Annotated in this window: 25 protein-coding genes and 1 riboswitch; of the genes, 2 read left to right on the top strand and 23 right to left on the bottom strand. The window is 30.0% G+C overall.

All coding sequences use genetic code 11. From position 1 onward, the window contains the following. Window positions 1-157 precede the first annotated feature (157 nt). Genes JJC01_07705 through JJC01_07695 form a run of 3 tightly spaced genes read right to left on the bottom strand, consistent with a single transcriptional unit; the run spans window position 158 to window position 4,555 of the window. Window positions 158-1,549 (bottom strand): aldehyde dehydrogenase family protein, encoded by a 1,392-nt coding sequence (locus tag JJC01_07705; GenBank protein ID UDN59731.1) that lies wholly within the window; start codon window positions 1,547-1,549, stop codon window positions 158-160. 31 nt (window positions 1,550-1,580) lie between these two features. Continuing rightward, entirely contained in the window at window positions 1,581-3,125 is a 1,545-nt protein-coding gene (locus JJC01_07700; GenBank protein ID UDN59730.1) for an acetyl-CoA hydrolase/transferase family protein, read from the bottom strand. A gap of 26 nt (window positions 3,126-3,151) precedes the next feature. Then, window positions 3,152-4,555: a hypothetical protein gene (locus JJC01_07695; protein UDN59729.1), complete on the bottom strand. Its 1,404-nt coding sequence runs from the start codon at window positions 4,553-4,555 to the stop codon at window positions 3,152-3,154. Between the two features lie 427 nt (window positions 4,556-4,982). On the opposite strand from JJC01_07695, the gene JJC01_07690 reads away from it, so the two are divergent. Next, entirely contained in the window at window positions 4,983-5,855 is an 873-nt protein-coding gene (locus tag JJC01_07690) for a LysR family transcriptional regulator (protein UDN59728.1), read from the top strand. Window positions 5,856-6,041: 186 nt separating this feature from the next. Here the strand turns inward: JJC01_07690 and JJC01_07685 are convergent, their stop codons facing one another. From JJC01_07685 to JJC01_07635, 11 genes are all read right to left on the bottom strand, one after another. Next, window positions 6,042-6,650: a hypothetical protein gene (locus tag JJC01_07685; protein ID UDN59727.1), complete on the bottom strand. Its 609-nt coding sequence runs from the start codon at window positions 6,648-6,650 to the stop codon at window positions 6,042-6,044. 113 nt (window positions 6,651-6,763) lie between these two features. Next, window positions 6,764-7,843, bottom strand: coding sequence for an aminopeptidase P family protein (locus JJC01_07680; GenBank protein UDN59726.1), 1,080 nt, complete (start codon window positions 7,841-7,843; stop codon window positions 6,764-6,766). Between the two features lie 347 nt (window positions 7,844-8,190). Continuing rightward, entirely contained in the window at window positions 8,191-9,336 is a 1,146-nt protein-coding gene (locus JJC01_07675) for a glycine reductase (GenBank protein ID UDN59725.1), read from the bottom strand. Window positions 9,337-9,346: 10 nt separating this feature from the next. Beyond that, a complete protein-coding gene (locus JJC01_07670) occupies window positions 9,347-10,879 on the bottom strand; it encodes a ketoacyl-ACP synthase III family protein (protein ID UDN59724.1) in 1,533 nt (510 codons plus the stop codon). A 252-nt stretch (window positions 10,880-11,131) separates the two neighbouring features. After that, window positions 11,132-12,442: a glycine reductase complex selenoprotein B gene (gene grdB, locus JJC01_07665; GenBank protein UDN59723.1), complete on the bottom strand. Its 1,311-nt coding sequence runs from the start codon at window positions 12,440-12,442 to the stop codon at window positions 11,132-11,134. 31 nt (window positions 12,443-12,473) lie between these two features. Continuing rightward, entirely contained in the window at window positions 12,474-12,947 is a 474-nt protein-coding gene (locus JJC01_07660) for a glycine/sarcosine/betaine reductase complex selenoprotein A (GenBank protein ID UDN59722.1), read from the bottom strand. Window positions 12,948-13,081: 134 nt separating this feature from the next. After that, the gene (locus JJC01_07655; GenBank protein ID UDN59721.1) at window positions 13,082-14,368 is read right to left on the bottom strand and encodes a glycine/sarcosine/betaine reductase component B subunit; all 1,287 of its coding nucleotides are present in this window, start codon (window positions 14,366-14,368) and stop codon (window positions 13,082-13,084) included. A gap of 268 nt (window positions 14,369-14,636) precedes the next feature. After that, window positions 14,637-14,954 carry a thioredoxin gene (locus JJC01_07650; GenBank protein UDN59720.1) on the bottom strand — a complete coding sequence of 106 codons (318 nt, stop codon included), beginning with the start codon at window positions 14,952-14,954 and terminating at the stop codon, window positions 14,637-14,639. 76 nt (window positions 14,955-15,030) lie between these two features. Next, complete coding sequence (trxB, locus tag JJC01_07645) at window positions 15,031-15,978, bottom strand: thioredoxin-disulfide reductase (protein ID UDN59719.1); 948 nt, start codon at window positions 15,976-15,978, stop codon at window positions 15,031-15,033. A 97-nt stretch (window positions 15,979-16,075) separates the two neighbouring features. Beyond that, on the bottom strand, window positions 16,076-16,447 hold the full coding sequence (locus JJC01_07640; GenBank protein ID UDN59718.1) for a GrdX family protein: 372 nt from the start codon (window positions 16,445-16,447) through the stop codon (window positions 16,076-16,078). A 103-nt stretch (window positions 16,448-16,550) separates the two neighbouring features. Beyond that, window positions 16,551-16,661, bottom strand: a riboswitch (glycine riboswitch). A 319-nt stretch (window positions 16,662-16,980) separates the two neighbouring features. Beyond that, window positions 16,981-18,675, bottom strand: coding sequence for a M3 family oligoendopeptidase (locus JJC01_07635; protein UDN59717.1), 1,695 nt, complete (start codon window positions 18,673-18,675; stop codon window positions 16,981-16,983). A 507-nt stretch (window positions 18,676-19,182) separates the two neighbouring features. Here JJC01_07635 and yidA point away from each other — a divergent pair. Further along, complete coding sequence (gene yidA, locus JJC01_07630) at window positions 19,183-20,004, top strand: sugar-phosphatase (protein ID UDN59716.1); 822 nt, start codon at window positions 19,183-19,185, stop codon at window positions 20,002-20,004. Between the two features lie 127 nt (window positions 20,005-20,131). Here yidA and JJC01_07625 read toward each other — a convergent pair whose 3' ends face one another. The 9 genes from JJC01_07625 to JJC01_07585 all read right to left on the bottom strand — a co-directional run bounded on the left by JJC01_07625 (window position 20,132) and on the right by JJC01_07585 (window position 25,767). Then, the gene (locus JJC01_07625) at window positions 20,132-20,281 is read right to left on the bottom strand and encodes a hypothetical protein (GenBank protein UDN59715.1); all 150 of its coding nucleotides are present in this window, start codon (window positions 20,279-20,281) and stop codon (window positions 20,132-20,134) included. A gap of 6 nt (window positions 20,282-20,287) precedes the next feature. Continuing rightward, on the bottom strand, window positions 20,288-20,773 hold the full coding sequence (locus JJC01_07620) for a hypothetical protein (protein UDN59714.1): 486 nt from the start codon (window positions 20,771-20,773) through the stop codon (window positions 20,288-20,290). Window positions 20,774-20,785: 12 nt separating this feature from the next. Next, entirely contained in the window at window positions 20,786-21,538 is a 753-nt protein-coding gene (locus JJC01_07615) for an ABC transporter ATP-binding protein (protein ID UDN59713.1), read from the bottom strand. A 176-nt stretch (window positions 21,539-21,714) separates the two neighbouring features. After that, on the bottom strand, window positions 21,715-22,344 hold the full coding sequence (locus JJC01_07610; GenBank protein ID UDN59712.1) for an ABC transporter permease: 630 nt from the start codon (window positions 22,342-22,344) through the stop codon (window positions 21,715-21,717). Then, window positions 22,305-22,868 carry a hypothetical protein gene (locus JJC01_07605; GenBank protein UDN59711.1) on the bottom strand — a complete coding sequence of 188 codons (564 nt, stop codon included), beginning with the start codon at window positions 22,866-22,868 and terminating at the stop codon, window positions 22,305-22,307. Before JJC01_07605 ends, JJC01_07610 begins: the two co-directional genes overlap by 40 nt. A gap of 9 nt (window positions 22,869-22,877) precedes the next feature. Beyond that, on the bottom strand, window positions 22,878-23,102 hold the full coding sequence (locus JJC01_07600; protein ID UDN59710.1) for a hypothetical protein: 225 nt from the start codon (window positions 23,100-23,102) through the stop codon (window positions 22,878-22,880). Between the two features lie 4 nt (window positions 23,103-23,106). Further along, the gene (locus JJC01_07595; protein UDN59709.1) at window positions 23,107-24,195 is read right to left on the bottom strand and encodes an ABC transporter substrate-binding protein; all 1,089 of its coding nucleotides are present in this window, start codon (window positions 24,193-24,195) and stop codon (window positions 23,107-23,109) included. 35 nt (window positions 24,196-24,230) lie between these two features. After that, window positions 24,231-24,689, bottom strand: a complete 459-nt coding sequence (locus JJC01_07590) for a hypothetical protein (protein UDN59708.1) — start codon at window positions 24,687-24,689, stop codon at window positions 24,231-24,233. Next, window positions 24,682-25,767 (bottom strand): permease, encoded by a 1,086-nt coding sequence (locus JJC01_07585; GenBank protein ID UDN59707.1) that lies wholly within the window; start codon window positions 25,765-25,767, stop codon window positions 24,682-24,684. The genes JJC01_07590 and JJC01_07585 overlap by 8 nt, the downstream gene beginning before the upstream one ends. Window positions 25,768-25,774: the final 7 nt, after the last annotated feature.

The raw sequence follows: 25,774 nt of genomic DNA, 5'->3' as shown, positions 1-25,774 counted from the left end.
TTATGTTAATTTATAATACTTCCTTCTTTTGTTCGTCTTTCAATCTTCTAAATTCACTTCAATATTTTAAATTAAATTCATTTTTAGTTTAGATTCATTCTAAATTAAAATATATTTCTATTTTAATTTAGAATGAATACTTTTTTATATTTGAATTTTATCCCCAAAGTTCTTCATCTGTAGGTACTTCATTTTCTGGCATGTAATAAGCAATTCTAGAAATATTAATTAAATGTTTGTAATCAAGATTTTCAGAAATACTATTATTTCCCCAAGAACCACAACCTAAGGTATTTGTAGGTGCAAGACCATTAAAGAAGCTTCCTCCAGCACTTGTAGCACAACATTGATTAATTACAAATCTTGATACTTCTATATTTTCTCCTGCATATTCTATGTTCTTAATTGTATTTGAATGTATAGATACACTATGTCCTTTTCCTTCTACATTTAGATTTGCTTTTGCAATAGCTACTCCTTCTTCAAAGTCTTTATACTTATATGCAGATATAACTGGACACATTTTTTCTTTTGCAAGTATGTCTTCTTCACCTGGTCCATCTGCTTCTATTACTATTATTTTTGTATCTTTTGGTATTTCAACTCCTGCAATGTTTGCGATTGAATGAACTGATTGTCCTACTGCATCTTTATTCATAGATTTATTCACAAACATGGCATTTCTAAAAGCTTCTTTTTGTGCATTATCTCTAACTATAAATCCTTTGTTACTTTCAAATTCATCCATTATTTTATCAAACATTTCTTCTGCCACTATCACTGATTGCTCACCTGAGCAAATTATACCATTATCAAATATTCTTCCAGCTATGATTTTAGGTACTGCTTCTTTAATATCTACATCTCTGTCTATAATACATTGGACATTTCCTGCTCCTACACCAAGAGCTGGTTTTCCACTTGAATATGCAGCTCTTACCATTCCCATTCCACCAGTAGCAATTACTACATCTGCTGATGAAATTAAATTTCTCGTATTTTCTCTTGATTGTTGGTCAAGTATTTGTATTAGATTTTCTGGTGCTCCTATTTTTTCTAATTCTTCATTAATCATATCAACAGTCTTAGTACTACATCCAATTGCTTTATGATGTGGTGTTATAATAATTGCATTTCTTCCCTTTAATGCAAACATGGCATTACTCATAGGTGTAACTATTGGATTTGTACAAGGAGTTATTGCTGCTACAACTCCAATTGGTTTAGCTACTTTTGTTATTCCTGTTTCTCTATCTATATCAATTATACCAACTGATTTCTTATCTTTTAAATTATTATATATAACTTTCGCTTTACTTTTATTTTTAGCTACTTTATCTTCATATACACCCATTCCAGTTTCTTCTACTGCAAGTTTAGCTAAATATTCGGCGTTATAGTATACTACCTTTCCAACTATCTTCACTATTTTATCCACTTGTTCTTGAGTATAACATTCAAACTCCCTTTGAGCTTTTCTAGCCCTCTCAATGTATCCATTAATATATTCTTTGCTTAAATCTTCAAAGTTTTCTACTGCTTTTTCCATTTTTAATATTCCTCCAATTTATTAAATATTTTTATAATGCACTTTCAAAAGTTTCTGACTTCTTCATTGTACCTGTACTCATAAATTTACTATGCCATGATAAAGCTTCGTCTAATATATGAGGAGTTTGTTTTGCTCCATTTTGACATGCTCTATTTAGGTAATCCATAAGTTGATCTTTATAATCTGGATGAACACAATTTTCTATTATCTTAATAGCTCTTTCTCTAGGTGCAAGACCTCTTAAATCAGCATATCCTTGTTCTGTTACAATTACCATTACATCATGTTCAGTGTGGTCTACATGAGATACCATAGGTACTATTGATGATATATCACCATTTTTTGCAATTGATTCAGTACTAAATATAGTTATGGCTCCATTTCTAGCAAAATCACCAGAACCACCGATTCCATTCATCATCTTTGAACCCATGATATGAGTTGAGTTTACATTTCCATAAATATCAACCTCAATTGCAGTATTCATTGCAATTACACCAATTCTTCTAGCTATTTCTGGGTTGTTACTAATCTCTTGAGGTCTCAATATAATCTTATCTTTAAAGAAATCTATATCATTTTCAAATTTTATTAATCCTTCTGGTGATGGGCTTACAGATGTAGTTGATGCCATTGTAACTTTACCTATTCTTATTAAGTCCAACATAGAGTCCTGCACAACCTCTGTATAACAAGTTAAATTCTCAAATTCAGATTCACATAGTCCATATAAAACTGCATTTGCTACACTTCCTACACCAGATTGAAGAGGAAGTAAATTTTTTGACAATCTACCTGATTTTACTTCTTCTCTAAGAAATGCAATAATATTATTTGATATTTTTTTTGAAGCTTCATCTACAACACCCAATGGACGTGTTTTATCTTGCATATTAGTGATTACTATTCCTGCAATCTTATCTAAACCACAAGGTATATATGTCGTTCCGATTCTATCTTTAGGATGATTTATTTCTATTGGTTTCCTGTTTGGCGGATTTTCTGTAATATATATATCTGCCATACCTTCCATCTCCATTGGTTTTGCCAGATTTATTTCAACAATTACTTTGTCTGCACTTTTTACAAAAGATGGTGAATTTCCTATCCCACTAGTTGGTACAATATCTCCATTTTCAGTTATGGCAAGTGCTTCTATTATCGCTACATCCACTTTAGGTATAGTTTTATAGTTTAAAAATTGAGTAGAATGACTTAGATGCATATCTATATAATTGACATCACCTTTATTAATACTGTTTCTAAGTATTGAATTAGTTTGATAAGGAAGTCTTCTTTCAATTATTCCTGCTTCTGCCCATGCTCCATCTACTTCTGGTCCTAAAGATGCTCCTGAATATACAGTCAATTTTATCTTCTCTCCACTTTTTACCCTTTCTGAAACCGCTAATGGTACTGCTTTTGGGTAACCTGAAGGTGTGAATCCACTAAGTCCAACAACCATCCCATTATTTATAAGTTTAGCAGCTTCATCTGCATTCATAATTAAATCACATAACTTTTTATTTCTTAATCTTTCGCTTAATTCTTCAAATACTCCTTCATTATTCATAAATATCCCCCCATATAAAATCTTATTTACATTGGAAGTTTGTGTAAAACTATAACCAATATAACTTTAGTTAACAGTGCAAATGGATAGGTAGCACCATACCCTGCTGCTGGGTCATCACTATCAAGAGCATCAACAGCAGCTCCAAGACCTGGTGTTGATGTCATACCACCACAGACAGCTCCAGATAATAAAATCCAATTTAGTTTGAATACATACTTACCAACTAAAAATCCAATCATCATAGCTGTAATTCCTACTACTATAGCTACTAAAGCTAGATGCATCCCAGATGTCATAATTGAATCAACAACTTTACCACCATATCTTAATCCAACTATTGCTAAGAAAAATACTAGCCCTATTTGTTTTAGAATATTTAATACTTTTTCTTCCATTCTGAAATTTACTATACCTATCTTGCCTATATATCCAAGTATTAGAGATACAATTAAAGAACCACCAGTTGCCCCTAATGTAAAGTATCCTAATGGTCCCATGAACACGTGTATTCCTCCAACTAAATATCCGGCAAGACATGTTAAGAAAAATGTTATTATATTAAATGGAACTTCTGGTATCGTTTTACCACCAACACTATCTCTAGCTTCTTTCATTTCTTTTTCATATTTTCTTCTTTCTTCTCTAAGGTCCATTCTAAATATTTTAGGAAGGAAATTTACTCCTAAAATCACTATTAATACTCCAAAAGGATAGGCAACTGCATGCCCTATACCAACACCTGCTTCAGCATATGCGATATACTTATCTATTTGCTCTTGAGTTAGTGATGTAGTTGTAGCTACATCCAATTTTCCCTCTGGATCAACTACTTTTAATATTTCTTTTTTATCTTTTATTGATGCTTTCTCAAACTCTTTTGATACATCTTCTGCATGTTTACCAGCTGTTTCTAGAGCAGCAGCTAGACCAGGAGAACTTGTTAGTGCTCCTGTATAAACACCAGAAACCTCATATGCACTACTTCCTTTATTACTTGATAGCAAAGTCATTGCATAAGTCATAGAGCCTCCTATAAAAGTTATAAGCACTCCTAAAACTACAAATCTAGCTCCATACTTCTTAAGTACAGCTTTCATATCCTTAGCAGCCAATAAACCAACTGCTGCAACAAATATAATTAGAAAAAAATCAAAGAAATCAGAAGAAATAATTCCATTGCCCATCATGATAGTTGCTGCCTTATACCCTGCTGCTGTCTCTCCTTTTGCTATTACTGAATTTCCTAAGCTATACACAAGCCATCCAATAAATAATCCTGTAAATAACGCTCCTGACACTCCAAAATTAAACTTCCCAAATTTAATTTTTCCAAATAATATTCCTGTAATTACAGCAGCGAACATAAGGACAAAAGGGTTCATTAAAAAATCCATTAACTCAAATTTCACCAAACCACTCCCTTTCATATTTTGTTATTAAATTAACGATATTTATTAAAAAATATATCTCTCCCCTCTTTGCAAACTTTGCAAAATTATATCTTGTTATTAAATTAACATTTCTAATTAAAAAAATTTCATCCCTCTAACATTAGTTTTTTATGTTACAATTTAGTTAACAGTTAAATTACATAAATACTAATTATTTTTAGATAGTTAAATTTTTAATATTCATTGATATAACTAGGTTTTAAATAGTTGTTACCTAAATTATGTCAGCTATTATCTTTTGTTAATTTAATAATAGCACTATTCTTAATAGATTGAAAATATCAAAAACTTATGATATGATAGTTTAAAACTATTCTATTTTTCTACAATAATATACAAAACTTATATTGTTGTTAATTATATACTTGTCACTAATTACATAAATGAAAGGAACTATTAACCAATGAACATAAATTATCTATATTATTTCCAAACTGTTTGTAAATATAAAAACATGACTAAAGCAGCAGAAAGTATTCATATTTCTCAACCATCTATAACCTTAGCTATTAAAGAATTGGAAAAGGAACTCGGTTTTGAACTTTTTTTTAGAATAGGTAATAAAATAGATTTAACTCCTGAAGGTAAGATTTTCTTAGATAAGGCAATAAATTTCACGAGACAATTTGAGGATTTTCAAAGTGATGCACTAGATTTAGGAAAAAAAAGAAAAGCATCTCTAAAAATAGGAATTCCTACAGTTTTAGGTACTTTTTTACTTTCAAAAATACTACCTAGATTTAATGTAATTTATCCAGATATTGAGCTTAAAATTTTTGAAGTCCCAACCTTTGTGGGTGCCAAAATGATTGAAGAATCTACACTTGATTTTTGCATTGGTATAATTGATAGTGATATTTATGATGATATAGATTCAAAAACAATATATAAAACAGAATTATATTTAGTTACAAATCCAAAAAATGAATTAGCAAAACAGTCCATTATTTCAAACTATATGTTGAAAAATATTCCTTTTGTCATACTATCTGAAGGTTCTTATCACTACAAAATTATTACAAAAAGACTTGAGAAGGTTAAACCAAATATAATTTTACACTCAAATCAACTTTCTACTATTCGTTATTTATTAGAAAATGATTTAGCTTCAACGATACTATATAAAGAAATATTCCAGAATACCGAAAATCTCTGTTCAATTCCTTTAGAACGTGCAATTACTGCCAATATTGGTGTTCTTTGGAGAAAACATCAATATATATCTCATAGTATGAAACTTTTTATTGAATATATGGCTTCTATTCATATAAATTAATATTTCTACATATTATGTAAATACAGCATTATATATATTTTGATAAATATTATAAATATTTTTGAGTATCAGTATAACAATAAAATATATTATCTCAAAAGAATTACAATGATATACATTCATAACTTAAATATTATTATACTGATACCTTTAATATTAATTTTACCTATTTTAATACTCATATTTTTAATTGGGTTTACTTGGACAACCTAGCAAGAAACCCACGCATCCAGAGACAAAATCTCTCATCTGTGAAATAGTTCCTAGAGATGCTGTTGCTGGTGTTGTAAAATTTCTTACAATAAAAAGTACTATTAATGCTACTATACAAATCACAGTAGCTATAACAATTTGCAATTCACTAGTTTCTCCTTTTTCAATCTCTTCATCATTATTAACAGTCACTTTTTTATCATTATTTTGATAATTGTCACTTTCTAACTCAAATCCAATAGTATTTTTCACATTCATTATATTATTTTGACTTGGTACTTGACCGTTATTAGAAGAATTATCATCTATAAAAATATTTGAATATGCATCAGTATTTGTAACTTTTCTTGAAGTTCTACTTATAAAATTAGCACTTAAAAAGTATCCAAATATTGCTGCTGAAGTAGTTCTTATCACTACATCAATAGTAGTAGTATCTTGTGAGTTAACTTCATTGACAAACAATGTGTATATAGATTCAAACATGAGTATTGCCATAACAATTATAAGACATCTATCTATCAATTTAATTTTGTACCAGGCTTTTTTTATGTTTTTCATAAACTTATGTTTTTTATTCATGGATATTATCACCTCACATAATAAAATTAAGCCCTCTTTACTAAGATATGTAGAGAGAGCTTAATGGTGAGATTACAATATTATTTTGTGTAAAAAATTATATAAAAATTAAATTATTTGTCTAAAATCATCAAATCTTTAGGGAATTTAGTTAATCTTTCAGGTCCATTTTTTGTAATTAAAACAGTATCTTCTATTCTAACTCCTCCCCATCCTGGGAAATAAATACCTGGTTCCATTGTTATTATACATCCTTCTTCTATTGTTTTATCACCATAATTACCAATAAAAGGTTCTTCATGAACATCTCTTCCAACCCCATGTCCTATCCCTTGATAATAGTAATCTTCATATTTCTTAACAACTTTTCTTATTTCTGCATCTGGAATTGTAGCATGTACACCAGCCTTCATGTTTTCAACGCCAACATCTTGTGCTTCTTTAACTAAATTATAAATCTCTAATTGTTTTTCAGATGCTTCTCCAACTATAAAAGTTCTAGTTGTATCAGAAATATATCCATTGTACATAGCTCCATAATCTACAAGTACAAAGTCACCATTTTCTATAACCTTGTCACTTGGTTTACCATGAAGCAATGAAGTTTTTGCTCCTGATATCAATATAGTTTCAAATCCTATATTTTGAGCTCCATTCATTTTCATAAAATATTCTAGTTTTGTAGCTAATTCTATTTCAGTAACTCCAGCTTTTATATGTGGAACTAACTCTTCTAATGCTTTATCAGCTATTTCACAAGCTTTTCTTGTATTTTTAATTTCTTCTTCATCCTTTACATATCTAAGAGTCTCTACAATATTTTCTGTAGGTATCAATTCCCCTCCATCTTGTTCAACTAAATTTTTAAGTTCTTCATATTTATCAAATATTATATTTGTGCTTTCAAATCCAAGCTTTTTTATACATACTTTATCACACACACTTTTTACAGCTTTTGCCACACTTCTATCAAAATTATGCCAGTTTATAACTTCAAAACCTTTGCAAACATTTTCAGCAAGCTCCATATATCTACTATCAGTAACTAAAAAATTTCCATCTTTACAAATAACTGCATATGCTTCTTCATCAGGAAAGCCACTTATGTAATTTACATTTGTTTTTTTTGTTAAGTATAATGCATCAAGTCCTTTAGCTTCTAACAATTCTACTACTTTTTCTACTTTACTCATGATTTTGCCTCCAAAAAATAATTTTTGCTTTAGTTATATTATACCACTAATAATGTTATTTTTTATCTTATAGATGCTTTATTTCTAAAATTTTTTCATATGTTATTAATATTATTTATACATTTCCACTAATTTTTTACTTAGTATAAGTAACAACAAATAAGTAAAAAAATATTACTATGATAAAAGCCCATGCTATTTCTGTTTTATCAGTTATAAATATTTAATTATCTTTATATACTTACTTTGGTAATAAAAATAATATAAGTTGAGTAACAAAAATAACATATAGTTATAGCGTAGAAGGCTATAACTATATGTTATTCATTTACATGTATAATTTATATTTATTTTGCAGTGTATCCAGCCTTGATTAAAGTTTCAACAGCTAAATCACCTTTAGCATCATTTACAAGAACTATTGGCCCTGTACAACCCATACCACTTTCAGCATAGATTCCATTTTTCCATAATTCAGATACTGCATCTTCTAAGTCCATTATATCAACACCAGCTATTTGACGAGTAACAACCTCTTTATCTGGCATTTTAACTTCTACTTTTTCAGCTTTAACTTCTTTTTTAGTAAGAGAAACTATAATATCATCAAATTTTGCACTTTTAACTTTTGTAAATTCACTTCTTGCAATATTATTTATTTCTCCTTTTACAACATCATAAGCATATTTTAATGCATTAGCTACTACTGGAGAACCTGATGCTCTTGATACTATGAGTACTCTTCTATCATAGTCTTCTCCTACTCCAGGACCATACCCAAAGCCTTGAGCTTCATAGTCTCCACCTGTAGTATATGAAGAAAATACTTTCATAAATATATTTCCAGATAATGTATCAGTAACCATAACATCAGGTGCACCTACAAGTAAATCATTACCTCTCATAACACATCCACCATCTGCTCTAATTGAATCTGCAAATTCTATATCATATCCATTATCTTTTAACTCTTTTAAACATTTTTCAACTTGTCTAGCTCCATCAACATTAAGTATTCCAACTTTTGGATGTTTATTTCCCATTGATTTAGCTGTAGCAATACCATAAATAGCATTTCTTACCATTGCTTCTATTCTATTAGTAGCACTTGTTCCTGTTGTTGTTGCAAGTATCATTTCTTTTCCTTTTGCTGGAGTTATTACTCTACCTACTGTAGATACTCCTATTGGAAAATTATAATGCATAGTAACACAAGCATCTATATATCCTGAATCTAATAATTCTTCCATTTTTCCATGCATTTCTTTTTCATCATTAACTTCAACTACTTCAAGGTCAGTTTCCACTTTTGGACCAATAAGTACTATATCAAATAAGTTAGATTTTGCTAAGTGTGCACCATTAACCATGTTCTCTACACCATGTTCACTTCCAAGTGTAGTCACACCAATTCTTATTTTTTTGCCAAATTCGCCGCTTTCTATTGCATTAGCTACTTCTAAGAATACATCTGCGATTACTTTTTTTGACATATCCTCACCCCTATTCTTCTAACATATCTAATGCTAGTTTTTTCATAGATTCAGCTATTATCTTCTTAATTTCATCTTTAGATATTCCTGAAGTCTCTTCAGTAACACCTGTATTTCTTTCAGCTATAAAAGATACTCCATCAAATAAATTAGTCATTCTTCCTAAGAATAAACTACCTTTTCCAACTATCATAGCTCTATTTCTATCTCCTGTAGTTAAATCATCTATTAAAAATCCTATATAAGGAGCTCCTGATGGTATATGTCCTTGAGTTGGTGCCCATCCTGGTAATCCTTTATTAGTCACAAAATCTTTTAATTCTTTCTTCTCTAAGTCTCCACGCTTAACAGCAAGTGCACCTATCATTTTGTAGTTTGCTTCTGGAACATCTCCTGCTCCTGCTGGCTTAGTTATATCTGGATTTTGCATTTCAACTGAATATACATCAACATCTGTTATTTTTAAATTAGCTCTATCAAGACCTGAAGTTATAAGTGCTGTCATAACTGCTTGAGGTGAAGAACCAGTTCCCACTGTATGCTTACCTGTTAAATCAGTTCTTATAACTGGGTTTACACCATCATTTTCAGATACAAGTACTGCAAATCCTCCAACAACATCTTCAAGTACAGGAAGGCCTTTTTTAACATGGTCTTTAGCATTCATTCCAAGTTTAGCACTTGCTCCACCTGCTACTACCATTACATTTTTGTGTATCCCAGATTTTACTAAAGCTGCAGCTTGAATTAATGCATGTGTTGGTGCTGCACAAAATCCTCTTGTATCAGAACCAGTTGCGTTTTGAAGTCCAGCTATTTCAGCTATTGATTTAGCAAAGTTTCCTCCACCTCTTTGGTTTATATCTCCACAAGCTTCTTCTGAACACTCAATAACATAATCTATTTCAGCAGGGTCTATTTTACTATGTCTTAGCATTTGAATAGCAGATAAAACTCCAGATGCTTTTACTACTAAATTTTCAAACATTGTATGAGCATTTAAGTTAACATCTACGTCATGTGCTCTTTTTACATAGCCAACGAATTTTCCATCATGGTATAATCCTTCTGCTATGTGTGTTGCTACTAATTCCTTACCTTCTTCTATATCATCACCCTTTAATTTTCCTACAAATGGTGCAATTTCAGGGTAGTTATTTTCGATTTTTGGTTTTACTTCATCAATAAATTCTTGCGATAACTTTACTAAGTCAAATGCATCACTTATTTGCATTAAAGCTATAAACTCATCTTGAGGCATTATTTCACCAAATTTACCATTTCTAGTTCCCTCAACTTTTTGTTCACACCATGGCATTGGCAAATCTCTTAATTCTTCTGGTCTTCTGTTTCCTATGTAAACTTGATTTGGCATGTAGTTAACTACATCCTCATAACTTCTTATATGATTACCTACTTCTTGTAAAAATTCTGAATCTGGATTTGTTGCTCTTTCAACTGTACAAGTACTTCCATTTTGCACTATCATATCTGGAGTATGAATAAGTACATAGCCTGCCCCTTTTAAAACTGGATAAGTCATTTTGTGCACCTCCATAAATTTTATGAACACCTAATTTTAATTTCATTAAAGACTTCAATTATTATATTTTTATTTTATTGTATATTTTATTTTATTCTTTTTTTATGTATTTTGGTATTTTTTAAGATTTCATGAATGAATAACTCACATTTACCCATTCATGAAATCTATATTATTTTTTTGTGTATAGTTATTTTTTATTTTTAGTGTGTGTTTATATTTTTATCTATATAATATATGTGTATGTTATTTTTATTTTTCAAATACTGTTTGACCATCTACTTCTGTAGTTAAAGCGTTTAATGCTTTTTCTACAAGGCCTCTTCTTAGGGCTTTTTCTTCTGTAGGGTCAAGTGCTGGATTTCCAAGTGGATGAGGTATTGCTATAGTTGGAACTATTCTGTTAGCCCCTACTGTTAACGAAATAGGTACTACTGTACACATATGAACTACTGGAAGTCCAGTTTTTTCTATTTCTTTTACCATCGTTGCACCGCAACGAGTACAAGTACCTCATGTAGAAGTTAAGATTACTGCATCTACACCATCAGCTACCAACGCTGCTCCAATTTCAGAAGCATATTTTTTAGAGTTTGCAACAGATGTACCATTACCTACAGTTGTGTAGAAAGTTTCATGTAATTTTCCTATTACACCTTCTTTTTCTAAGTCTCTAAGAACATCAACAGGTAATACTCTATCTGCATCTAAATTTGCATATACTGGGTCATATCCACCATGTGCAGTTTCATAAGTTTCTTCTGTTAAATCCATAACTCCTGCTAAAGAATAAGTTCCATATTTAGAAGCTGAAGAAGATTCTATTCTATCTGGATTTCCTTTAGGAACTATACCACCAGAAGTAACTAAAGCTATTTTGCATTTTGATAAGTCTTTTACAGGATTACTTGGGTCAACTCTATCAAAATTTGGCATTGGATATTCAGTTTCAAATGACTCGCCTTTTATTTTCTTAATTAACATGTCAACAGCTCTCTTAGAACCTCTGTCTTCATGGAAGTAGTTAACTCTTATTCCTCTAGCTATGTATCCTTCTTCTTTAGGAGTTCCAATTTCTTCACCTTTAGCAAGTTTTATTGCAAGTTTAGCTATCTTAGGAAGTGCTTTTCTCATACCTGCTGCAGAATCAGAAGTTTCTACTACATAAACATCCTTTTTGAACATATCTGCACCTGGATTTTCAATGTACATACCTGTTAAAGCTGGTATACTTAAAGCATCTTTTACAACTTTAGTTATTGTTCCAGCAGCAACCCCATATCTACCAGCATTAAAGGCAGGCCCAGCTATAAAAAGTTGTGGTTCAAAACCTTTTATCATTGCTAAAACTTCTTCACTTGCGCTATCTATATTTTCATTGAAATAACTGTCTCCGCACACTACTGTACCAACTACTTCAATATCTTCACCTAATAATTTATCAAGTTGTAAACTTATTGGAGGTAAAGTTTCTGCCACATGTGGCTTAGTATCAGCTTTTTCTTCTCCACCTATACCAGCAAAGAACTGATTAATATAATGTACTACTCTTAGTTTTCCCATCTCTTAGTTTCACCCCTTTTGCTTTTAGGCATTAAAATTTGCAAAATTCTTCTCTTATACCAGACATTTCTTCTGCTATTTCTTCAACTTCTAAAACCATTTCCATCATACTTATTTGATCTTCATATACAGTTTCATCAAATAATTCTTTCATTTGTTCCTCTACAACATGGTAAACACTTAATCCTAAAGCAACTCCAGCAAGTGGTCCAGCGAAAGTTGGATCCCCCGCAGTTACTGTTTCGGCTGCAAGACCTGCAGCTTCGGCTTCAGCAGCACCTAGTAAAATCACAACATTTTCAGCTCCGAATTTATCAGCAGCTTCTTTAACTCTGTTTTGATTTTCTAAGTCCATAGCCCCAGCAGCTGTTCAGACAAAGCATTCTGTAGATGAGAAAACAACCTCTGCTCCTTCTACTGTTTTTACACATTCTTCTATTGCAGGTCCTGGTATACCATCACGGTCACCTATTATAAGAACCTTTTTATTACTAAGTAAACTCATAATAATCCTCCTCATTATATTTCTAATTATTTATATATCCATAACATTCATTATGTTTTGATAGATTTATTTACAATCTTTTTAATTGATATTACTCAATCATGATATTACTAAATCGTTTAATGAAATAACTCTTAATATCCTTTAGCAGTTAAATGACCAAATCCTGTTTCATTAGTTGCACCTGTTATAGCTTGTATTTCAACTTCAATAGTTCCATCAGCTTTTAAACTTCCATCAGAACCACCAGCTATTACATCTACTACTTCTAAGTGTCCAATTACCTTATCTAACTTAGGAAGTACTACAACTTGGTTAGCATTTCCACCTGTTACAACAGCATCTGCTCTTACATCTGCATCTGCAAGTGATTGAGAACCTCCATCACGTCCAGCATATTCATCTGTAACTATAACTGTTTTTACACCTTGCATTTCTATTTTTTTGCAGTTCATTATAAGGTCAGTATCTGGATTTCCAAAACCTTCTTGTGAAACTATAACTGCGTCTAATCCTAAGTATTTACATAACTTAGAAGTCCAGTTTGAAGATCTTTCTTTATCTGCTAGGTAAACATTTTCATTAGTTATAATTACACCTACAAAATTTATATCTTTACCATGTCTTGCATATAAGTCTTCAACAACTCCATTGTTTATATGAACATAACTTGGATTTTTATCACATGCAGAAACACAGTTACCACTTACAATTGCTCCGTCCATTAATTCTGTTGGATATAATAAAGTTGGTACTATTTGTTTTGCATCTACACCATATACATAAGTGTCATGTAATAATCCTTGAGTTTGAAGCATGTAAACATATCCTACTTTTGGAAGTTCTGGATACTCTTTTATTGACTCAAGAAGAGGTTTAGTTTCATACACTGAAACTTCGTCTGGAGTAAGATTTCTTGCTGCTTCTCCTAAATACATTGCTGCTTTGAATCCTATCATTCTAACAGCTTTCTCATGAGCGTATTGTTTTAAACCATCAATAGGTTCAGCTACTACTACTACATTATTTAATTTAGAAAATGGAGTGTATTTAGCCCCTTCTCCAGTCATATCTACTATACCTTCTTGGAAACCTACTATCTTTCCAGTAGTTACAACAGCTACACCTTTTAAAGCATGAGTTTTTCCTTCTCCTACAGTGTCAACCTTAGACATGATACCTGGGAATATTCCCCCATTACCTTCAACTTTTACTCTTGGCTCAATAACATCTTTTACAGGTGTTATTCTTATGCTTTCACCTGGACGAGCTAATTCTATATCTATAGACTTAATATGCTCATCTCCACCAATTTCTTGTAGCATCTCTTGCTTATTGATGTATAATACTCCATCTTTCACTTCTGTTACATCACCAAATTGAATATCTTTTATAAAGATTTTCCCTAATTCAAGACGCATACTTGCACCTCCTGTTATTTAATTTTGTATATATGCATTTGAGTTTTTCTCAAAGTTATATCAATATTTTCTAACTTATTTTAAAGATGTTTTCATATTGTGTTTTTATGTCTTGATATTTGTTTTATTACTAAAAATTCTTTATCGTAAAAAAAATATTTTATCCAAAATTATTTTTTTAACAAACTAAGACATAAAAATCCTTTTTATTTTACTTCTAGACTTAAATCGATTTTTTCTTTATTTTTGTTAATATTGTATCAATATATTAAAGATATTTTTTAATCATATCTTCTATATTAGTAATTGTAGCATCATCCTTAGTAACTTCGTCTACTTTTTCTCCATCTTTGTATATAGCCATAGTTGGAAGTCCTAATACTTTTTGTTTTATCGCTAATCTTCTAGCTTTTGTTGTATCCATTTTACAGAATTTTATTTTATCCCCATAAGTTTCAGCTAATTTATGAACATCTGGCATTAAAGCTTTACAAGGTTCACAACCTTCACTCCAGAAATCAACAAATACAAAACCTTCTGCGTTTAAAACTTCTTCATCAAAAGTACTTTTATCTAAATCTAACATTTTCATGTTCCCCCTTGAAATTTTTATTTTATTTTAATATTTTAAATATTATTCATTAACTTTACTTTATAGCTTTTTAGTTTTCAAACTTTTCATCAATATATTTTTCAGCTACTATAGATGCAATTGCTCCATCGTTAGTTGCAGTTACAACCTGTCTTAGAGTCTTAGATCTGCAATCACCTGCTGCAAATACACCTGGTATATTAGTTCTCATGTCTTCATCAGTTATTATGTAACCTTTTTCATCCATATCAACTTTGCCTTTGAATAAATCAGTTTGAGCATCTAATCCAACGAAAACAAATACTCCCATTGTTCCATCCTCTTCATCTGCAAAGTATTCATGAGTTTCTCCAGTAACTTTATTCTTAAATACAACTGATTCTAATATTCCATCACCTTTTATTTCTTCTATTACTGTATCTAGTAAAAACTCTATCTTTGGATTAGCCTTTGCTTTTTCTTCAACACTTTTAGCGCATCTAAATCCTTGTCTTCTATGTACAATTGTTACTTTTCTAGCAAACTTAGTTAAATACATTGCTTCCTCTAATGCACTGTCTCCTCCACCTACAACAAAGACTTCAAAGTCTTCAAAGAAATCTGCATCACAAGTTGCACAATATGAAACCCCTTTACCAGTAAGTTCTTTTTCTCCTGGGCAACCAATTTTTCTTGGTGTTGCTCCTGTTCCTATTATTACTGCTTTTGCTCTATATTCTGCCTTTTGTCCTTTTAAAACTTTTATATCTCCATCTAGTTCAGTATCTACAATGTTGTCTCTTAACATTTCTGCTCCGAACTCTTTACATTGCTCAACCATTCTAGCTATTAGACTTGGTCCTGTTGCATTTGGAACTGACCCTGGATAATTTGCAATTTCATGTGTTATTACAATTTGCCCACCAGTCTTATCTTTTTCTAGGATTAGAGTTTTCAACTTTGCTCTTGCTCCATAAAGACCTGCTGCAAGCCCTGCTGGTCCTGAACCAATTATTACTAAGTCATACACATTTTCCATTTTGACTTATCCTCCCCAATTAAATTTCTTAATTTTTATTTAATATTAAATCAGATTTAATATTTATGCTATTTTAATAACTTTTTAACAAATTCATTTATTCATACTGCATTCTTTGTATTGTATTATAAAATATGTCATAATCGATTACTCTAAAGTCATCTTGAACGCTTTCTGTCCATGCTGGAGTCTTTTTATTATTCTGAAATTTACTTGCAGTTATGATTGCTTCTTCAATTAAGGTTAAAGAGTTTATATCCAAACGATTTCCTTGTTTTAGTATAACTGTTCTATAAGGTGTCTCATTTGGTTTTACACTCCCATATAGTGGATGAGATAAAAGTTCATATCCTTCATGTATCAAATCTCTACTTGTTTCTAAGATTCCAATATAAGTTGTATCTTTAAATAAAACTTCTCTGTCTTGAACTTCTTCTTTTACTTTTGGATTATTTGTGATTATTATCATTTTTTTACTCTCTTTCAAATTTTTATTTATTGCTCGATAAATAAAAAACAGGAAAAACAAATCTCCCAATTTGTCTTCCCTGTTAAAATCATTTTCAGAGACCCGTCCAAGTACAGTCATCTTTACCTGAGAATTTCATTTAATCTTCTGGGTATGTAAGATTAAATTTGTCCCTTCGGTCGCTTTTTATAAAGCAGTCTCCCATACTCTTCCCCCGGATTATTATATTTTCAGAAAATTGAAAAGTTAGCAATTTATCTTTTTATTTTTATAAATAGCTTTTTTCTATCTCTGTTGACTTAAGTATATAAACATTCTATAAAATTTGCAATAGTTTTTTTATATGTATTTTGTATACATTTTTACTTTTTTTTCCAAATGTTGATATTACATATTTCCTGTATTTTCTTTTTTTTTTAAGTACAAATCTTTTTTGGTTTATTATTTCATATTGATTAAAAACATAATCATTTTTGTAAGAAAGATATATGTTTTTAATTCTTAAGCTGGGAGAACAAATTTCTCATAATTTTTTACAAATTGATGTCATTTATTTCATCAAACCATGATTTCACATCACCTATAACAGATTTTATACAATCATTGTCAAATGGAGAATATAGATTTCCTATACTTACAATATCTAAAAATGACTTTGTTCCACCTACTTTACAGATGTTTATATAGTCATTCCATCCAGAGTCTTTGTTTTTAATCATTTTTTTCCAAAATTGTAATGCACAAATTTGAGCTAATGCATAATCTATATAGTAAAAAGGATTTTTAAATATGTGACCTTGTTTAAACCACCAGCAACCTCGTTCTAAAAAAGAATTATCATCATACTTTCTATGTGGTAAGTATTTTTTCTCTAAAAACCTCCATATTTCTTTTCTTTTTGATTTGTCAATATTAGGATTTTTATAAATATAATGCTGAAATTCATCAACAACTACTCCATAAGGTATAAATTTAATTGCAGATGATAAATGAGTAAACTTGTATTTATCTGTGTCTTCCTTAAAAAATAACTCCATCCATGGCCATGTTATAAATTCCATACTCATTGAATGAATTTCGCAACTATCCAGTGTAGGAAAATTAATCTCTGGCATTTCAATCCATCTGGACATATACAATTGAAATGCATGACCTGCCTCATGTGTCAATACATCTATATCATCAGATGTTTGATTAAAGTTAGAAAAAATAAATGGCGACTTGTAGTCTGGTATATAAGTACAGTACCCACCAGCCCCTTTTCCTTTCTTTGTTTCTAAATCCATAAGTTCGTTTTCTAACATAAAATTAAAAAATTCACCAGTTTCTTTAGATAATTCAGCATACATTCTTTTTCCATTTTCAATTATGTATTCTGAATTGCCCTTTAACGTTGGATTTCCTGTTAAAAATTCTAAGCCTTCATCTATGTAACTCAAAGATTCTAGACCGGTTCTCTTAGCTTGCTTTTCATAAAGTTCATCAGCCAGTGGTACAATATATTTTAATACTTGTTTTCTAAAATTTTCAATCCTATCTTCTCTGTAATTACTTCTCATCATTCTAATATATCCAAGCTCTACAAAATTTTTAAAACCTAGTTTTTTTGCTATTTTATCTCTCAGTTTAACTAATTTATCAAATATATCATCAAATTTAGGTTCATTTTCTTCAAAGAAATTATAATATGCCTTATTCGCTAATTCCCTTGTTTTTCTAGACTTAGAACACATAAACATTCCCATTCCAGATAAGTTTCTCTCTTCTCCTTCAAACATTATCTGTGCAGATGCTAAAAGTTTAGTATACTCTGAACACAATTTATTTTCTTCTTGTAATTCCTTTATTATCTCTTTAGAAAAACTTTTTAAAGAATAATCCACTATTGTAAAAAATTGTTCTCCAAATTCTTTTTTTAAATTAGATTTAAATTTAGAATTTACTATAACATTATAAAAATATGAATTTAATTCTTCATATAAAGGCATGTATTCGTCCCAATATTTTTTTTCCTCTTGATAGAGTTTATTAAGAGTATTTATACTGTATCTTATAGATGCTATGTTTGACAACGTTTCTATTTTATTTCTCAAAAAATTAATTTTATGTATATTTTCTTGTTGTTCATCATAACAACAAGAATTATCTATTTCCTCTACACACTTTAAAAACTCTTTTTTTATACTATCATAATTTGGTCTTTCATACTTAAACTCTGAAAACTTCATTTAAAACTCTCCTTTATAAATTTTGTTCTTTATTTATAAATATAGTTTTATATGCATTACATGCTATTATTTACATGTATTACATACTACTATGACTTTATAAATTATTATTTTGAGTAATATTTACATTATAATCATGTTGAATAATAACATATGATTATTGTAATTACAATATTTTATAGAATAAAATTAATTACTATACAAACTTTAATAAAGCTTTCATATAAAACTATTAACCTTTATAGTATAAGCTTATCTCTACATCAAAATGCAAACGATGCCATTTTTTATAGTTAACTTTTATACACTCATAAAAGATACAATTTTACATAAGTATGTTATATAAGTAATAATTTTATCAAAAAATTAATACTATTAAACTTTCTAAATTGCTTATCTCTTGGTATAATAATATACACATTAAATTTTCTACTGAAATTTTGTTCAACACTAGTTGTGTCAACGTTTTCATTAGGAAATTGAGGATATAAATTACTGGAGGTTGATATGTACAAATTAATCGCACTAGATATTGATGGAACAATATTAAATACAAAAAGAAAAGTTACTCCTGAAGTATTTGAATCTATTCAAGAAGCAAAGAAAGCTGGAGCTAAAGTAGTTATAACAACAGGTAGACCCCTTCCTGGTGTCAAAGGACTTTTAAATCAATTAAATCTAACAGATGAAGGTGATTATGTTATATGCTTCAATGGAGCTATGATTCAAGAGGTTAAAAGTGAAAAAATAATACATAATGTAGAGATGACTTTAGACGACTTTGATTTTATATACAACAATGTTTGCAAAAAATATAATACCAAAATACACATAAATACCATGACAAATTTAGTTACTCCAAACGAAATTCCTGGTAAGTACACACTTCATGAAGCTAAATTGAATGATATAGAAGTTAAATATATACATAAAGATAAAATTGATAAATCTATTAAAATCTGTAAGGTTATGATAGTTGATGAACCAGAAAGATTAGAAGAAATTATAAAACAACTTCCTAAGAATTTATTCAATAGATATACTATAGTAAGGTCTGCTCCCTTTTATTTAGAATTTTTAGGTAAAACTACTAATAAGGGTACTGCACTTCAAACATTATGTAATAATCTAAATATACCTATAGAAAATGCTATTGCTGTTGGTGATGAAGAAAATGACCAACATATGATAAAATATGCAGGGCTTGGTGTGGCTATGGGAAATGCACGTAGTAGCATAAAAGAAATTGCTGATTATGTTACTGATACCAACAATGAAAATGGAGTTGCAAAGGTTATAAACAAATATATACTTAATAAAGCTATCTAAATATCTATAAAAACTAAAAATATCCCTTTAGATTTAAATCCATCTCATATATATGTTAAATACTAATAGTGTATATTGTATGGATATTTTGTCTAAAGGATATTTTTAGTTTTTGATAGGTACATTCCTATACTAATACTTTTTGTTCAAGTTTAAATATTTTATACGATTCTACTATTGCTTCATTAATGTCCAAGCAATATATATCTTCATCATCTGATAATCCAGCTTCTTTTGTCCATGCATCAAAATCATTCTTCGTCCAGAAGAAATTCATTACATTTCAGCAACTTGCTGCCCAATTTGAATGCTTATCAAGGTTTATATGAAGCACTCTTAAATCTGGATTGTTTACATATTCAATTTTTTCATCTTTTATAAATATTTCTATTTCTTTACCTGTGGCACTACAAATAGAATTTATTCTTACATCTTGATTAAATGTGCAAGAAGTTCCTATTGCATCTATAGCACACATTGCACTGAAGCTTCTATTATCACTTAATGTAACTTTATGATTAGTAGGTAATGCTGATACTGGATATATAAAATTTATGCTATCTCCATCAACAACCATTATATTTTTATCAATAAAATGGTTCAGTGTAGTTTCTAGATATTCTTTTTCTAAGCTTAAATTTATACTTATATGTTCAATTACTTCTTTAAGTGTAACACTAGAACAATTATCTATTATCATATCCATAATAGATATTCTTATCTTTCGTTGTGTGTCATTTAAACTATTGTATTTTTCTATTTGACTCATTTCTACTCCTCTTTAAACATCATAACATTTTGACAAAATGTCAGTTAATTTATTCTTATATTCTTCATATTCTTGGCTCCCTCTAGCCCTAGGTCTTGGAATGTCTATATTTATATCGTCAAGAATTCTTCCCTTATCCCTTGACATTACTATAACTCTATCACTCATATATACAGCTTCATCAACATCATGAGTTACCATTAATGCAGTTATTTTCTTTTTTGTCCATATTCTTTCAAGTTCTTCTTGTAAGTTTTGTCTCATTTGAAAATCAACTGCTCCTAGTGGTTCATCCATTAATAATACTTCAGGATTACAGGCTAAAGCTCTTATCATAGCAACTCTTTGTTTCATTCCTCCAGACAATTGATGAGGAAACAGATTTTCTTTCCCTTTTAAATCAGACATAACCAAAAGCTCTTCCAACATTTCTTCTCTCTTTTCTTTCGGTATTTTCTGCTGTTTCATAGGAAATAAAACATTGCCCCTTATAGTCTTCCAAGGAAATAGAGCGTAGTTTTGAAATATGAAAGCTCTATCTATACCTGGTTTTTTAACTATTTTATCATTTATAAAGACATCTCCACTTTCTGCCTTTTGAAATCCACCTATTATAGTAAGTAAAGTTGTTTTTCCACATCCTGAGGGTCCTAAAAGACAAACAAATTGACCATTTTCTATATCTATACTTATATCTTCCAAAACCTTTGTATGTATTTTGCTATTTACAAATGTTTTATTTATATCTCTCACACTTAATTTCATTAATCTGCAAACCTCCATCTACAAAGGATTTTATTTATAAATTTTAGTACTCTATCTATTATAAATCCTATTAAAGCTGCAAATATCATAAGCCCAATTAATACATCTGTATGCATCAATGTCTGAGCTTGTACCATGGAGTAACCGAGACCGGCACTCGTAGCTATGAACTCGGCTCAGATAACAGACATCCATCCTGTACTTATGGCAATTCTTGAACCAGTCAATATATCTGGAAGAGATGCTGGTACTATTACATTTGCAAATATTACAATTGGCGATGCCCCCATACTTCTAGCTGCATTATAATAATCCTTTGATATTGCTCTTACACCTTGAATAGTATTTAAAATTATAGGAAAAACTCCTGAAAAAGCTATTAAAAATATTGTTGGACCATCCCCTATACCAAACCATACTATTGTAAGAGGAACCCACGCCATTATAGGAACTTGTCTTACAGAATCTACTACTGGAGATAAAAGCTTTTCAAAAGTCTTAGAAAATCCCATAATAAATCCTATTGGAAGTCCAAACAATAATGCATACATAAATCCTTTAAGCACTCTTTGCAATGTTATAAACAGATTAGTCACTGTCTCTACATCTGTCACACAGTAAAAGAAACCTTTTATTACATCTACTGGCATTGGGAGTAATAAAGAACTCCCTATATCTTTTGCTGCAAAATGCCAGACTAAAAATATACTAACTAAAAGTATTATTTTATATAAAATGTCCATACTACTTTTAGATTTTTTCTTAGCTATTGTATCTCCTCTATCTTTAGAAATTTTAATTTCCAACTTCTTATTTCCTCCATATCTATATTTCTTATATTCTTATACTCTTTTAATGCTTTTTTAAATATAGTTTCTTTCCTTAAATTATCAACACTTTTATTGTATAGTTTTATAAAATCACTATACGACTTGCTTTTCTCAAACTCCTTATTCACAACTAATACATAGGTATCATAGTCACCTAATTTAGCTGTAGATTTTTTTTCGCCTTCTAATCCAATTGCTTTTATACAGTCTATTACAACACCATCTACTAAATTACTTTCTAGCCCATATGCTAGTGCTGTCCCTAATAATGGAGAAACTTTTATATTTTCATAGTATTTTTTTACTAATTCAGATTGATAATTTCTATTTTGAATTATTCCTATTTTTTGAGGATTGTTCTTCTTTAATAAAAATATATCTGAATTTTGAACTACTGTACCAACAATTTCAAACTCACTAGTTGCATTTATATACTGTTTTGCTGCATCTTTACATATGATTGCTATATCTATTTCCTCTGAACTCAGAGCCCATTGCATTGTACTTGCTCAGCAATCATTAATTGTAAAAGTCTCCATTACATCACTTACTTTTATGCTTTCAAAGTAATCTTTGTTTATCATATAATTTATTACAAAACCAGAGGTATCATCAGATACCCCTATTCTTAATTTTCCTTTTATTTCTTCTTTATCTTCAAAATTAAAAAATATTATAAATATACTTCCTAAAATAATGACAAAAAGTATTATTATATTTTTTATTCTCTCCATTTATTTATAATACCTTTGCTTTCCAATCTTCATAACTCATACCTTCTGGAAATTTGGGATTAACTTTTTCTTTTATAAACTTATCAAAGTCATCTGCCCCACAAGAATCTAATAAGCTTGTATCAATTGTATCTTCATATTTAGGTATCTCATCTAATGCCTTTAAATCTTTATACATTTGTAAATTGTTTTTGTATTCTTCTCCTGTAACTTTCCAAGTAAGCGTTCTACCTTCTCCAACTGTCTTTTTATAAATAGTTCTAAGTGCAACTTCTTCTTCTACATTATAATATTTTGCAAATATTTTAGCTGCTTCTGCTGGATTTGTATATATATATTCTATTGCTTTAGTATGAGCTAAAACCAATTTTTTTGCTAAGTCTGGGTGCTCTTTTATAAAGTTTTTATTTAATGAGAATGAACAACAGTTATATTCTTTATTATTAGCTTTTTCTTTATATTGAGTTGATGCTATTATTTTTCCTACTCCATCATTTTCAGCTACAGAACCCCAAGGGTCACAAGATGTAAATGCTTGTATCTTTCCAGTTTTAAGAGCTAAATATTTATCTTTATCTGAATCCATATTTACAACTTCATATTTTGATGGGTCAGTTGGTAAACCTGTTTCTGGACCATAATCACTTATCCATAAGAAATCACTCATATCTGTTGCAATTTTTTTGCCCACTAAATCCTTAGGTTCTTTTATATCATTTGAAACTATTAAATATTCAGACCCACCAGTGTGATTATTTGCTGCTATTGTTATTGGTGAACCTTTAGGTATAGCTCCTACTAGACCCTTTGTTCCTATATAACCAGCATCCATCTTACCTGCTGCCATGGCTTCAGGAACTTTACCATTCCCAACAGTTTTTACATTAAGACCTAAATCTTTATATATTCCTGCTGCTTCTGCTACTGGTCCAGCTGTCATATGGTCACAATTATAATACCCTACTGTTATCGCATAATCATCTTTTCCAGCTTTTTTCCCCTCTTCCTTTGGTTTACTGCTACATCCAGTTAATATAAATGCCCCCACTGCACTAACTAAGATTAATGCTTGAATCTTTTTAGATACTTTCATTTCAATTTCCCCTCTTTTATGTATTATTTTTATTTTTAGCAACACTTGTCCATATCTTCTCCAAATAAAGCGACAAGTTTTTTACCCTCTACTCTATAAATAGCGTATCCTACATTGCCATTTTTAGAACCTGACACTATTACTTCTATTGGTAGCTTCTCATCAATATTTTTAAAAGTTATAGTTTGATTCTCTATAGGTGCTGGTATTGGTTTTGTTATATAATGGCTCTCCTCATCAGAAACTACCACTGCCATTTCATTTGAATTATTACCTTTTTTATATATAACTACTAAATCTTTTTTTCCATCATTATTTAAGTCTTCTTCAGCACAGGTTATTATATCTTCCTTATGATTTTTCTTGAAATATGTTAATGTTTCTTGATTTACATTTGGAATAGAGTCATTTTGTTTAAGGTTATCATCTACTACCCTTGATAAGACTATTAATGCAATTACTACACATGATATTATAACTACCTTTTTAAGCATGATTTCCTATGACCTCTTTCATCTTTGGTATTACTGCTTTAAGTGCAAATAAAATAATCAAAATAGTGCATATATATTCAAAACTATCTGGTATATTTAACATTAGTTTATTTGCTAATTGTATTGAAGAATTTGTTGTCTCTAAATTCACAGTATTGTTGTTTGCCAAAAGTAAATTGGTTATATAACCTATTATTATTGAACAGAGTGTTAGTGTAACTGAATATATAACAACAGTTCTTTTTCCAATAAGTTTACACATACTTATAAGTTCTGGTAAGTTTGTCGCTGCACCAGCTATCAAAAATGTTATCGCTATCCCAGGAGATGCTCCACTTGCAACAAGGGCTGCTATAAATGGAATATGTCCTACAGCACATACATACATAACACATGCAAGTATTGATATACTTCCAAGAGATAGTAAACCTGGATTTCCTAAGTATTTTTGAATTATACTATTTGGAAAAATTGTTGTTATAAATCCCGCAAAAAGCATTCCCATTATTACATATTTACTAATAGTAAGTGCTAACTCTCCAAAGGACCATTTAAGCCCATCAACCATATTTTCTATAAAGCTTCTCTTTTCTTCTTCTAATTCTATAGCTTCTTCATCTGAGTCATTTTGCAAAAATAATTCTTCTTTTCCAAAGGTATTCCCCAAAACTCCTACTAAAAATGGTACTAAAAATCCAGATATAAGATAAATGATTGTAATTTTAGGTCCCAAAAGACCTAAACAAAGAACTACAGCTATTGGATTTATTATTGGAGTTGATGTCATAAAGGCAAGTACTGGCCCTAAGTATGCTCCCGAATAATACATACTTATGCCCAATGGTATTACGCCACAACTACAAATTGGTAAAAACATTCCTGAAATAGTGCTTTTAATCAGAGAAGAAAACTTCTTATTTCCAAGTTGCTTTTGAAACCTTTTTGGCGTTAAAACATTGTGAAGAACTCCTGCCAATATAAAACTTATCATAAGCCATCCTGATGCTCCATTTAGTGTAACTATAGAAGCTACCACAGTGTTTTTCACTCCACTTAAAACAATTTCTAATATATTCATTTTTACT

It is taken from the genome of Clostridioides sp. ES-S-0010-02, assembly GCA_020641055.1.
Taxonomy (GTDB): domain Bacteria; phylum Bacillota; class Clostridia; order Peptostreptococcales; family Peptostreptococcaceae; genus Clostridioides.
This window is presented reverse-complemented; position numbering and strand designations above follow the sequence as displayed.